9 protein-coding genes are annotated in these 12,909 nt (G+C 42.8%); 3 read left to right on the top strand and 6 right to left on the bottom strand.

What is annotated here, in order from left to right; all coding sequences use genetic code 11:
- Positions 1-88 precede the first annotated feature (88 nt).
- Genes ACLI09_RS05545 through ACLI09_RS05535 form a run of 3 tightly spaced genes read left to right on the top strand, consistent with a single transcriptional unit; the run spans position 89 to position 2,705 of the window.
- Entirely contained in the window at positions 89-1,171 is a 1,083-nt protein-coding gene (locus ACLI09_RS05545; RefSeq protein WP_411418605.1) for an AI-2E family transporter, read from the top strand.
- A gap of 4 nt (positions 1,172-1,175) precedes the next feature.
- Positions 1,176-2,351, top strand: coding sequence for a THUMP-like domain-containing protein (locus ACLI09_RS05540; protein WP_411418604.1), 1,176 nt, complete (start codon positions 1,176-1,178; stop codon positions 2,349-2,351).
- Between the two features lie 60 nt (positions 2,352-2,411).
- Positions 2,412-2,705 (top strand): hypothetical protein, encoded by a 294-nt coding sequence (locus ACLI09_RS05535; RefSeq protein WP_411418603.1) that lies wholly within the window; start codon positions 2,412-2,414, stop codon positions 2,703-2,705.
- A gap of 30 nt (positions 2,706-2,735) precedes the next feature.
- On the opposite strand, the gene ACLI09_RS05530 is transcribed toward ACLI09_RS05535, so the two are convergent.
- The 6 genes from ACLI09_RS05530 to ACLI09_RS05505 form a co-directional block, all read right to left on the bottom strand.
- Positions 2,736-3,158 carry a DUF1801 domain-containing protein gene (locus ACLI09_RS05530; protein ID WP_411418602.1) on the bottom strand — a complete coding sequence of 141 codons (423 nt, stop codon included), beginning with the start codon at positions 3,156-3,158 and terminating at the stop codon, positions 2,736-2,738.
- A 504-nt stretch (positions 3,159-3,662) separates the two neighbouring features.
- A complete protein-coding gene (locus ACLI09_RS05525; protein ID WP_411418601.1) occupies positions 3,663-4,574 on the bottom strand; it encodes a hypothetical protein in 912 nt (303 codons plus the stop codon).
- A gap of 91 nt (positions 4,575-4,665) precedes the next feature.
- Positions 4,666-8,391 (bottom strand): phosphoribosylformylglycinamidine synthase, encoded by a 3,726-nt coding sequence (purL, locus tag ACLI09_RS05520; RefSeq protein WP_411418600.1) that lies wholly within the window; start codon positions 8,389-8,391, stop codon positions 4,666-4,668.
- Positions 8,392-8,574: 183 nt separating this feature from the next.
- Positions 8,575-9,369 carry a hypothetical protein gene (locus ACLI09_RS05515; RefSeq protein ID WP_411418599.1) on the bottom strand — a complete coding sequence of 265 codons (795 nt, stop codon included), beginning with the start codon at positions 9,367-9,369 and terminating at the stop codon, positions 8,575-8,577.
- 467 nt (positions 9,370-9,836) lie between these two features.
- Complete coding sequence (locus ACLI09_RS05510) at positions 9,837-10,406, bottom strand: DUF1579 domain-containing protein (RefSeq protein WP_411418598.1); 570 nt, start codon at positions 10,404-10,406, stop codon at positions 9,837-9,839.
- Between the two features lie 101 nt (positions 10,407-10,507).
- The gene (locus ACLI09_RS05505; protein WP_411418597.1) at positions 10,508-12,877 is read right to left on the bottom strand and encodes a glycosyltransferase; all 2,370 of its coding nucleotides are present in this window, start codon (positions 12,875-12,877) and stop codon (positions 10,508-10,510) included.
- Positions 12,878-12,909 lie beyond the last annotated feature (32 nt).

Genomic DNA, 12,909 nt, shown 5'->3' with positions numbered 1-12,909 from the left:
ATACTTATAAAAATCTTAATCTTATACTAAACACAGGCAGAGTCGTAAAAATTTTCATACTTTCGGTATATAAAAACGACGGGAAAATATGGTTACCTCTAAAACTATTGCAAACGGTATATTGCGCGCCATAGCCGTGTTGGCATGTGTTTACATTTTACTACTATTTATTGTAAGTATACAAACGGTACTTATATATCTTGCAGTTTCGCTTATATTAAGTATGGTAGCAAGCCCAATAGTATATTTTTTAAAGCGTAAGTTAAAGTTTCCGCACACGCTGGCGGTGATTGTTACCCTGCTGTTTTTCCTTGGGCTGCTTACCGGTTTTGTATTTATGTTTGTGCCGCTTATAGCCACACAGGCCGAAAACCTGTCGCTGCTGGATACCGCAAAACTTGAAACCGATTTTAACAGCCTTATTACAAGCATAAACGAATCTTTGGGCATTGACGCCCAAAAACTTATCAAAGAGTCAAACATTTCGTCTAAGCTCAACTTTAATTTTATTCCCGCCTTCCTAAACTCGTTGCTGGGCATACTCAGCGGATTTGGTATGGGGCTGGCATCGGTAATGTTCATTACGTTTTTCTTCCTGAAAGACCGTAAGCTGTTTATAGTAGGGGCAAAAAAATTACTGCCAGACGAGCATGAAGAAAAAATACTCACATCTATAGATAAAATCAACCACATGCTGAGCCGCTATTTCATAGGGCTTATCATACAGATGTCGGTTTTATTTGTGCTATACCTTACCGTACTGCTCATTTTTGGCGTGCAAAACGCTTTTGTAATAGCGCTTATCACAGCCTTCCTTAATATAATACCCTACATTGGCCCTATAATTTCTACGGGGTTAGTGGTAGTCCTTACGCTATTGGGGCACATAGGCCCGGAGGGGCAGGATACCATGTTCAGCACTACCTTATATGTACTTATAGGTTATTGTGCGGCTCAGTTTATAGACAACAATTTTAGTTCGCCGCTCATATTCAGCAGCAGCCTTAATTCGCACCCGCTGGAAATATTTATAGTGGTGCTTATCAGCGGCTTTAGCTTTGGCATACTGGGCATGATCGTTGCCATACCCATGTATACCGTACTGAAGGTAATAGCAAAAGAATTTTTCCCGGAGAACCCCGTGGTAAAGGCATTAACCAAAGATATGTAACACCGTGCTCAGCTTACTTTTACAGCCTGAAGTTCAGGATTATATAATTACCCATACGGCAGATGACATTACACGTATGGCATTGCAGAAAAACCCTTTCCCAGAGCTGCCCTTTGCTGAAGTGCTTAACCAGGTAGCAGCACGGCAAAAGGCTAAAGATAAGCTGCCCACCTGGTTTGCTGCTTCGGGTATTATTTACCCCTCTAAAATTTCGGTAGAGCAAACCTCTTCTGAAACGGCGGCACAGTATAAAGCAGGCCTTGTTTCGGGCGAATGCCTTATTGATATGACCGGCGGTTTTGGTATTGATGACTTTTACTTTTCAAAAAAGATAAAGCAGGTTACCCACTGCGAAATGAACCTGGAGCTTTCGGCCATAGCCAAGCATAACTTTGAGCTTTTGGGTGCGGGCAACATTGAGTGCCTGCCCGGAGACAGCCTTGATATTTTGCAACTTACCGAAAGGCAGTGGGACTGGATGTATATAGATCCTTCCCGCCGCAATGATGCAAAAGGAAAGGTTTTTATGCTAAGGGACTGCCTGCCGAATGTACCCCAACTGCTAGATACTTATTTTAGCTATACCGAAAACATACTGATAAAAACAGCGCCCCTGCTGGATATTACAGCCGGGCTTGCCGAGCTGCATTCGGTTAAGGCCGTGCATATTTTGGCGGTGCATAATGAGGTAAAGGAGCTGCTCTGGATATTGCAAAAAGGCTTTACCGGCACACCATTACTTATAGCGGCCTGTATAACTAAAGACGGCGAAGAAGTATTCGAAACCGTTCACGGCCAGGAATCACCCGCTACCTATAGCCTGCCACTGCAGTACATGTATGAACCCAACAGCGCCATCATGAAATCGGGCGCGTTTGACGCGGTGGGCAACCATTATGGCGTGGAGAAACTGCACCGGCATACACAACTGTATACATCGGCGCCGCTTGTAAATTTCCCGGGTCGGAGGTTTAAAATTGATGCCGTACTCCCATACCAGAAAGCGGAGGTGAAACAGCACATAGAAGGCAGGAAGATGAATGTTACCGCGCGTAACTTCCCGCTACAGGTGCCGGAAATCCTAAAAAAATGGAAAATCAAAGACGGCGGCGCTACCTACGCTTTTTTTACCACCGATAAAAATAATGATAGGGTAGTGTTGCTTTGCAGCAAGGTTTAGCCCGTTAATAATTTCACGGTAGTGGCGGGTATTTTTTAAAGTTTTAGAAGTTATAATAACATGGTACCAGCAGATATTTTTATTGCAGAAATACTTACTATTTTGGTACTCTTTACCGGGTTTGATATCTGGAAGATGCCTTATGGCAAAGAAATACTGATTGCCCTGCTTGTGCTGGCTAATTTTTTTGTGTTTCCCCGTTTATTTTATCCTGAATATAAGGAAGGCGAACCCCAATGCGGGCTACCCGCTATGGCAGTTGGTATACTATTTTGGGTTGCTGCTAACCTGGTAGTAACCTTTACCGTAATTTTTTATTGGGGCATGAAATGGGTAATGCGTAAAGTGGGCTGAAGTAGCCCATGAAATACAGATGCACTAATTTTAAGATTGATACTGCTCTTTGAGGTAGGCAATGGTTGCTTTACAGATTTTTTCCAGAACCTCAATATTAATATCCGACAGTTTTTTTACATAGATGCAGGCCTTGCCCATTTTAAATTTACCCAAACCCTCCAGTAGCGGTTCGTGCTGCTCGTTAGGAAAGTACACATACAGCGAAAACTCCGCCTTGCGGGGAGAGAACCCAAGCATGGGCGCATCGCCTTCGTGGCCGCTGGCATATTTGTAGTGGTAACTGCCAAACCCTATAATCGTAGGCCCCCACATCTTAGGCTCAAAGCCTGACCATTCAGTTAGCAGTTCAACCAAACGGAAACTGTCTTCTTTCTTCTGGTCGTTATCCACGTAGGTGTTAATAAAGTTGGTAACGCTGACTGCTGTTTCGGTTGTTTTGTTTTTTGCCATGGGTGAGGGGTTTGAGGTTTATTGTTTGTGGTTTATATGTTGATAACTTTTTTTACTGGGTTTATCTTCCACAATTGGGGCTAAAATTATACAAATGGTTACACATTGTGTAATTTGTATGTGGAAAACCGAAAAATTTTCGTGCTGATAATCAGTTGTTGTGTTATTTTATGCTGTACAGTGTGTAACAATGTTAATAACTTCATTTTACTGAACAATCCGTTTCAGTACTTTGTGTCAATTTTGTTTAAGGATTAAAGTTTAAAGTTGCTTTGAAAGTTCGTACTGTTTTATCAGATTTGCAAATCTGATTTACTGAACAAGCCGCTTCAGTACTTTGCCTGAAATGTCTCGGTAACTTTGCGGAGAGTTTAGAAATTTGAAATTACGAATTGAGATTGGGGGAGGAAAATTAGAAACATCAAAGTGAAAATTAATGGCATTACACCTATCTTTTAAATTATGATTGGCACGAGCGGGACACTCGCACCAGCTGGGGGTATATTATTCTTTTATTAAAAAGGGTAATACACTATTTTTTTCTGATGATATTAGATTGGTCATTCTATTTAAGCTATCAATACTTCTCATCTCAACTACATCTTCCCAGCCAAAGTCATGTTTAAAATTAAAAGGCTCGTCATTGCTTTTCGCTATGAAGTTAATAGAAGCTCTTAATTGAATTAATCCTTCTTTTGATTGAGAATTTAAGTAGTACTTCGGATGCTGCCTTATTGTAACAGCTAGTAATAATCTAGATGCTATTAGACTTAATTTTTTTGTCGTATCTATCAGTTTTAAGTCAGCAACATTTTGATCCATATCAGGCACGACATACCATTTGAACTCATCATAAGTTATATAATCTAAAGGATTGGTAAAAGGCTGAAAAAGACTATGAATTCTCGTATGAAAATCTTTATCGTAATGGAATAGGGCATTTGGGATTTCTTGACTAATCATAATTCTACATCCTTTAGCTATGCCCTCAAGTTTGACCGCTTCGGTAACGGCTTTCCCAAGAATAAATCTTCCTAAATTATGGTTCTGTTTTGTCTCAATTATTTCTCCGTAAGACATTCCACCTCTACACATGATTCCATTATTAATGCATTCGGTCATAATATTGTTTGCAGCGAGTATAACCTCTGTTATATTTTCGGACCAAATAAAAGCACAATCTGAAAGTTGAGAAATGGTTACAGAATTATATTTTGCATCAACAGAAATTAGTATTTCTCTAAATTCAGATAAGATGGCTGCGGCAAGTACTTGATTATCGTAGTTTTGATGATATTTATCAAGCCAAGGAGAATAATGTTCATCTTTTAGATTTATAAGATTTTGCGTCAATGCTCCAAAACCTAAAATATCCACAAAAAATACAGCTCCAGTTGTTCTATTTATAAAATTCATGTTGATTGTTTTATTTTCAAATATAATAAAAAAAACGCCCCTGTTTCCAGAGGCGTCTATCATCTATTATCTTACGTCTTTAGGTCTGTACTTACACGACGGTAGTTCCCCCTTTGGGGGTTAGGGGGCTTTTCTCAATCCACTCGCGCGCATTCACAAACGCTTCGTGCCATGGGCTCACTTCGTCGGTGCGGCCTTCCGGATAGTAGGCCCAGTTCCACTGGAACATTGAGCGCTCTATGTGCGGCATCATCACCAGGTGGCGGCCGTTGTCGCTGCTCATCATGGCAATGTCAAAGTGGCTGCCGTTAGGGTTAGCCGGGTAGCCGTTGTAGGCATATTTAGCCACCACGCTGTACTTGTCTTCCTCATACGGCAGGTCAAATTTGCCTTCGCCGTGGCTAATCCAAACGCCCAGCGTGCTGCCCGCAAGGGTGTTCAGCATTACCGAATTGTTTTCCTGCACGGTAACCGACGTAAAGCCGCTTTCGTGCTTGTGGCTGTCGTTGTGCAGCATACGCGGTTTTACCTCATGGTCAGGGTTAATAAGGCCAAGCTCTATAAACAGCTGGCATCCGTTACAAATACCTACCGAAAGCGTATCCTCACGCTTAAAGAAATTCTCCAGCGCCGTTTTAGCTTTCTCGTTATACAGGAACGCACCCGCCCAGCCTTTGGCCGAACCCAGTACATCACTATTTGAGAAACCACCTACCGCACCGATGAACTGTATGTCCTCCAGCGTTTCGCGGCCTGAGATAAGGTCGGTCATGTGCACGTCTTTCACGTCAAAGCCCGCAAGGTACATGGCGTTTGCCATTTCACGCTCCGAGTTAGAACCTTTTTCGCGGATAATGGCGGCTTTCGGGCGTTTTGCCAATGAAGCGGGGGTGAGGACTTTCCCAGTAAAATGACTCGGAAATTTATATACCAGCGGCTGCGATTTATAATTTACAAAACGCTCTTTCGCTTTTTGTGCACCGCTTTGTTTCTGGTCAAGCAGGTAGGATGTTTTAAACCAGGTATCACGTGTTTCAGCAACGTTGAATGTAAGCGTGGTGTCGCCGTTTTTCACAGTTATTTCAGCGCCTTCTTTAGGCTGGCCTATTTTTATAAAGTCGATACCATTGGCAGCAAGCTCTGCTTCAACCGAAGCATCCGCCTGTAGTACCACGGCAATATTTTCGGCGAAAAGCACCTTAACCGTATCGGCCTCGTTGAGGTTGGTTAGGTCATATTCAGCGCCCAGGTTTACCTCTGCAAAGCTCATTTCCAGCAATGTAGTAATAAGACCGCCGCTGCCTATGTCGTGCCCCGCCGCGATTTTGCCTGCTTTTATAAGATCCTGAATGGTATTAAACGATGTTTTAAAACTGGCAGCATCGGTAATCGTAGGTACTTCAGTACCAACTTTATTCAGCACCTGTGCGAATGATGATCCGCCCAGTTTAAAGCTGTCGTTGCTCAGTTTGATGTAGTAAATGTTACCACCGTTGCGTTTCAGTACCGGCTCTACCACTTTAGTAATGTCGTTACAGTTACCCGCGGCAGAGATTATTACCGTACCCGGGGCAATCACGTCGCCCTCAGGGTATTTTTGTTTCATACTAAGCGAATCCTTACCGGTTGGGATGTTGATGCCCAGTTCGATAGCAAATTCACTACAGGCTTCTACGGCTTCGTACAGCCTTGCATCTTCACCCTCGTTTTTACATGCCCACATCCAGTTGGCCGAAAGCGATACACTTTTCAACCCATCCTTAAGCGGAGCGAACACGATGTTACTAAGCGACTCCGCAATAGCGGTGCGGCTTGCGGCAGCAGGGTCTATCAGCGCGGAAACAGGGGAGTGGCCTATGGTGGTGGCAATACCCTCTTTACCGGCATAATCAAGCGCCATAACGCCCACATTGTTCAGCGGAAGCTGTATGGGGCCGGCCGTTTGCTGCTTGGCCACTTTACCACCCACGCAGCGGTCTACCTTGTTGGTTAGCCAGTCTTTACAGGCAACGGCCTCAAGCTGCAGCACCTGGTTAAGGTAGAAGTGTATGTTATTTTGAGAATATTCCAGCGCGCTGTAGTTTGCAGGAACTGTTTTATCAGTCATTATGGTTTTTGGCGATGAACCAAACATATCTTCCAGCGCGAAGTCCATTGGTTTTTCGCCGGTAGTAGCGCTCTTAAACGTAAACCTGTGGTCGCCGGTTACTTCGCCCACGGTGTACATGGGGCTACGCTCACGGTCGGCAATACGCTGTAGCGTGTCAATATCTTTCTGGCCAATGATAAGGCCCATACGTTCCTGGCTTTCGTTGCCAATGATTTCCTTGGCGGATAGGGTAGGGTCACCCACGGGAAGCTTGTCAAGGTCGATAAGCCCTCCGGTTTCTTCAACCAATTCAGAGAGACAATTTAAGTGCCCGCCCGCGCCGTGGTCGTGTATCGAAACAATGGTATTATCATCGCTCTCTACCATACCGCGCACGGCGTTGGCAGCGCGTTTTTGCATTTCAGGGTTAGAACGCTGCACGGCATTAAGTTCAATACCTGAAGCAAACGCCCCGGTATCAGCACTGGATACCGCTGCACCACCCATACCGATGCGGTAGTTTTCGCCACCCAGTATCACGACTTTATCGCCTTCCTGTGGCTTTTGTTTTTTGCTCTGGCTCTCTTTACCGTAGCCTATACCACCCGCAAGCATTATCACTTTGTCGAAACCTAACTTACGTGGCTTTTGTTCTCCCCCTTCGGGGGAGTTAGAGGGGGATTCTTCGTGTTCAAACGTTAATACCGAACCCGTAATAAGCGGCTGGCCGAATTTGTTACCAAAGTCAGAAGCGCCGTTAGAGGCTTTTATGAGGATGTCCATAGGGGTCTGGTACAGCCATTTGCGTTCCCCCATACCGTTTTCCCAAGGCCTGTTTTCTTCTAATCGTGAATAGGCTGTCATGTACACGGCTGTTCCCGCAAGCGGAAGCGAACCCTGGCCACCTGCAAGCCTGTCGCGGATTTCACCTCCTGCACCGGTAGCAGCGCCGTTAAACGGCTCTACCGTGGTGGGGAAATTGTGCGTTTCGGCTTTTATAGAGATAACCGAGTCGAATTCTTTAATATCGTAAAAATCGGGCTTATCAGCCGTTTTTGGGGCGAATTGCTGTACGCGCGGGCCTTTTATAAAGGCGACATTGTCTTTATAGGCCGAAACAATATCGTTAGGATTTTCCTGCGATGTTTTCTTGATGAGCTTGAATAGGGAAGAGGGTTTTTCTTCGCCATCGATAACAAACGTACCGTTGAATATCTTGTGGCGGCAGTGCTCTGAGTTTACCTGGCTAAAGCCGAAAACCTCACTGTCTGTCAGTTTCCTGCCCAGTTTTACAGCAAGTTTGTTAAGGTAGTCTACTTCCTCGTCGCTAAGCGAAAGGCCCTCTTTAGTATTGTACCCCGCGATGTCGTCTATTTCAAGGATAGGCTCGGGCTGTATGTTTATGGTGTAAATGTCCTGGGTAAGGCCGTCGTATTTTTGCGACAGCATCGGGTCAAATTTGGCATCAGCCTCCTCAACCTTTACAAACTCCTCAATGCGGATAATGCCTTCGATGCCCATGTTCTGGGTAATCTCTACGGCATTAGTGCTCCATGGGGTAATCATGGTGGCGCGTGGGCCAACAAAAAAATCCGTGAGTACGGATTTTTCTATTTTATGCGCGTTGCCAAAAAGCCAGTTCAGTTTTGAAATATCCTCTGCCGAAAGTTCGTTTTGCGACTGTACCGCAAAAACCGTAGTGGTCTGGTTTCCGAAGAAATGGATCATTGTATGTGTTGTTGTGTTTAAGGCGCAAAATTAATCTATTTATTTCTTATTATGAAATGGTTTTTTCAGGTAATTCAGTTATGTGGTATAGGGTAACTGATAGCATAGCAATGCCCCGAAATATATAAAAAAGGGTTTAGCTAAAGAAGCTAAACCCTTAGGTAATAAATAATTTAGATGCTGTTATCTTTTAGCCAGGCATTTTATATGTTCCATTATAAGTCGGCCATTTTGAATTTGTTTTTCTTTATTGCCTACAAGTTTTTTTACCATAGGGCTTTCAGTAAGCAATTGTAGTTGTTCGTAGTTAATTTCAACCTCAGTGCGGTAATTATAACTATCCATAGAACTTTCTACAGCTACAGTTGCATCAGGAAACGATACTTCTTTACCATTTTCCAGGGTAAGGGTAAGCCCTTTAAGGCCTGTTTCTTTACGGTCTGACGGCGCGGTTATAAGCACATAGAGCGTGTATCTTCCGGAACTTTGATATAAACATATATCTTCTTTACAAGGGGTATGGCTCACGTAATAGTATTTTACATTTACCGAATCCCATTCTTTATCTACTATAATCTTATCACAGAAAAAACCTTCAGGAAAGGTTAATCCGCCTATAACTTCAAAAGGATAATTCCAGTCACCCTCCTTATTATATTTAAAATAAATTATGCCTGTTTCGGGATTTTCAAGTTTTAAAGCATAATCGTTATAATTAGGCTTATAAGACAATACTTTGAACACTTTGCCTACGAGTGCTTCATATTTAGTAAAAGGGCTTTTTTTCTTGTAAACTTTTGTAAGTGCCTCATCTGTATAGAAACCTTGGTACCCATTTTTCTGAGTAGATTCAGTCCCTGGTTTTACTTTTAGTTCTTTACCCTCAAGCATTTCAATTGATTTTCCGGGATAATCCATAGACTGGGAAAATACCTTAATGCTGATTAGACTTAATAATAAAAAAAAGATGTTTTTCATAGGTTGATTAATTTTGTTGATTAAATAAATGTTATACAGAATTAGGCGCATACAAGCGATTACGTTTTTTGATAGCGCACCACAAAAATATGTTTTTAATGTTATTTTCTTTAAAAAATGTAGTACAATATAAAATCCGCCAGTTTGTCCTGATTCTTTTTCTATTCAGCTGTATTGGGAACACTATAAATCTTCGTTTCATTGCGATTTCCATACTCTTAAATTCGGACCGGCCCTTGCATTCGTCAAAAGTTTCGAGCCTGTGTGTAGTGTCGTCCAAAAAAGTATAAACCTCACGGAATTTTATAACCCAGCCGGTAATCGAATCAATTGAATCGAATTTCATTTTGATGAATTTTTGAGCCTCATCATAGCACTGTATTAATTGCCTGTTTGTTAATCTGTTAAATAAAAAAATCCGGCACTATGGCCGGATTGATAAAATTAAAACATTGCGGTAAATGTTCCTAAGATTTCCTTTTCATTAAAATTTCCATACTTTTCCACTCTTTGCCGTCTTTGGTATCATACATCTCCAGTTTGCGTACGTTATCACTTAATACGGTAAATACCTCGCGGCACGGGTTTACTTTGCCATCAAGAGGGTTTACAACTTCGCCTTTTAACGTAATGGTTTTGCCGGTCTTGTCAGCACTGCCACGCATTATAATAACGCCGGTACCCATATTGTCTATCCAGGTAGAAATATACTCCTTAGTAGCATTGTCAAACGCAAGGGTGCTTTTCCCTTCAAAAGGCATACCCATTACCTGGCCCTTATAATAAATTTCCTGGTAGCGGCCATCAAATATCATCTTAGCTTCAGAGGTGGTAACTGCCTTTGTGGGCTGGCTTTTAGGGTCGTGCCAAAAGGTCATTTCATTATGCCAGATCCCATTTTCTAAAGTTAGCTTTTTGTGTTCCTTACCCGGGGTCATATAATCCATCCATGCTTTTTGTTCGGCTTCTGTTTGTGCGAGTGCTTTACTGCCGGCCATGCAAAGCGCAAGCAATACAATTGCGTACATTTTTTTCATGCTGTTTGCTGTTTAATGTTTGTAGCATAAAGGTAAAAAAATATAGCAAAAGGCCCCCGGTTATGGGAGCCTTTTTTGTTTGTATATGTGGAGGGCGGTAATTATTCGGTTACCCTTAACGCCGCTATTTTTGCAGCACGGTTTTTCCTGCGGAAGTATACACTGTCGCCGTTACCAAAGTACTTGGTTATGGTTAGCCTTGCCATGGCATAGCTTACAGTACTTTCAGCACCCTGGTTAAGGTTTACGCTGTACTGCTCAAGGCCATCAAAACAGCCGCCGGTGCATGGATTGTATATTACATGCTCAAGGTGGTTGTTGCCCAGGAACCAGTTAAAGGCGGTTTCCATCTTATTAAGGTATTCCTCGCTTTTATAAATGTCGTGGAATTTGCGCAGCGCCATGATAGTATATGCAACGTCAATAGGCTGCTCTCCAAAGGTTTCACGCTTTCCTCCTTTAACCAGCCAGCTACGGTTTGAGATAATTTTTATCGAATTTTCATCAAAGGTCTGAGATAGTAAAAAGTTAAAGGATTCTTTGGCCACATCGCCATACACGTCATTACCGGTTACAGCGTAGCATAATAATAAGGCTTCAGGCAATACACTATTTGCATAGGTAAGGTATCCTTCAAACCACTTCCAGTTTTCATCTGCCTCGTGGCGGTACATCTGCACCATCCTGTCGGCAAACATCTTCATAAAAATAAGCGTATCAGCATCTTTAACATGGCGGTTATAGTAGTATAGCCCTTTAATAACAAATGCCATAGCCCTTGTAGAATACATATTCTTGGTAAGCGGCAGTGTTTTTTGGAAAATGGCTTCCGCTTTTTCTATGTAGCTGGCAGGCAATACCCCCGCAAGCGATGTAAGGTACCCCAATGCCCACATGGCACGGCCACAGCTGTCTTCAAGGTTTTCATTAGTATTCTGGTCTGTAAATTCTTTGTTTACATCAGTATAATTAAGGAATGTACCATCTTCCTGCTGGCAGTAGCCAATGTAGTCCAGGTATATCTTTATATACTTAAGGCTGTCTGCCTCGCGGTATTTTTTGTAGTGCATGCACATGGTAATCATTGCGCGTGCGTTGTCGTCAACCGTGTAGCCTGAACCAAGATCCGGTACATTAAGCTTGGCAAACTGCACCATACCAAACTCCGTTGTCATGTTTTTAATATGGTCAAGTTTTATTTTAGGGTTGCGGTACTCTAACTTAATAGCACCCGGACCTGCTGTTTTTTGCAGCACTTTTGCATGGCTCACGGCGCTGTTTTCCCAGGCTGTGTGTACTATTTTGTGCAGGCCGTTAAGTACCATTTTTTCCATCAATGCAGGGTCTGCAAATAAGGTATTTATACGCTCTGCAAGCTGCTCGCTGTTTCCAAAGTCAAACGTAAAACCTGTATCGCCTGCAAGCACTTCTACAGCATGTGGAATAGGGGTAGAGACGATAGGGCAGCCGCAGCTAAGGGCATAGCTAAAGGTGCCACTAACCGCCTGGTTAGGGTCTTTAGATGAAAATACATAAATATCGGTTAGCTGAAGGTATTCTAAAAGCTCGTGAAGCGCTACATATTTATTGATAAACTGCACATGGTTTTGCAGGCCAAGGTCTTCAATTTTTTTAGTCAGGAACTCACGGTATACTTCACCTTCATTAATAACCACAGTAGGGTGGGTTTTGCCAATGATGAGGAACAACACATCAGGGTTTTTAGCCACAATGGCAGGAAGCGCGTCAAGCGTGGTTTCTATACTTTTACCGGAGCTTAACAGCCCGAAGGTAGAAAGTATCCTGCGGCCCTCAAAACCGTGTTGCTTTTTAAGCTCGGCATCGCGGCCGTGGCTTACCAGGTGGGTGCCGTGGGCAATAACCGCAATTTTTTCGCGGTCTACTATATAGTCGCGCACCAGTATATCGGCGGCATTGTTTGTCATTACAATTAGCGAGTCGGCGGCGTTAAGTATATGCTGCACGTTGGCTTTAAATACTTCGTCAGGGTTAGGAAGCACGGTGTGGAACACTACCGATACAGGTTTCTGAACCTCATCAAGGAAGTTGTTAAATTCCTGCACGGTTTCGTGTACCAGGCCAAACTCATGCTGTACGAGTACAATTTTTATATTCTTGTTTTCGTTTATTTCTTTAGAAAGATCCTTGTACGATTGCGGTTCGCTTGTATTAAGTATATATTTTACGGCAGGGTCGGTATAAGTATGCTGTTCTTTATTATTTTCAATAGCGCATATTTTTATGCTGAATGAGTCTACATAGTGGTCGTTAAGGGCTTTAATAAGGTCCTGTGAGTAGGTTGCAATACCACACTGCCTTGGCGGAAATGTAGTTACAACTAATATTTCCGGAAGTGTCTCCTGCTCCAGCGTTATATTGTTTGATGCAATTTTCTCAATTATTTCAAGGTAAGGCTGAAATTTTTTCCCGGTGGTTTTTCTTGTTTTCATGGCGGGGTAAAGTGTGGTATTTATATTATTTT

The sequence above is a fragment of the Flavobacterium sp. RHBU_24 genome (assembly GCF_046613695.1).
In the GTDB taxonomy this organism is placed as follows: domain Bacteria; phylum Bacteroidota; class Bacteroidia; order Flavobacteriales; family Flavobacteriaceae; genus Flavobacterium.
This window is presented reverse-complemented; position numbering and strand designations above follow the sequence as displayed.

Coding starts and splice junctions, on each gene's coding strand:
- ACLI09_RS05545 (WP_411418605.1), top strand. CDS start 89: ATGGTTACCTCTAAAACTATTGCAAACGGTATATTGCGCGCCATAGCC.
- ACLI09_RS05535 (WP_411418603.1), top strand. CDS start 2,412: ATGGTACCAGCAGATATTTTTATTGCAGAAATACTTACTATTTTGGTA.
- ACLI09_RS05505 (WP_411418597.1), bottom strand. CDS start 12,877: ATGAAAACAAGAAAAACCACCGGGAAAAAATTTCAGCCTTACCTTGAA.
- ACLI09_RS05525 (WP_411418601.1), bottom strand. CDS start 4,574: ATGAATTTTATAAATAGAACAACTGGAGCTGTATTTTTTGTGGATATT.
- ACLI09_RS05515 (WP_411418599.1), bottom strand. CDS start 9,369: ATGAAAAACATCTTTTTTTTATTATTAAGTCTAATCAGCATTAAGGTA.
- purL (WP_411418600.1), bottom strand. CDS start 8,391: ATGATCCATTTCTTCGGAAACCAGACCACTACGGTTTTTGCGGTACAG.
- ACLI09_RS05510 (WP_411418598.1), bottom strand. CDS start 10,406: ATGAAAAAAATGTACGCAATTGTATTGCTTGCGCTTTGCATGGCCGGC.
- ACLI09_RS05530 (WP_411418602.1), bottom strand. CDS start 3,158: ATGGCAAAAAACAAAACAACCGAAACAGCAGTCAGCGTTACCAACTTT.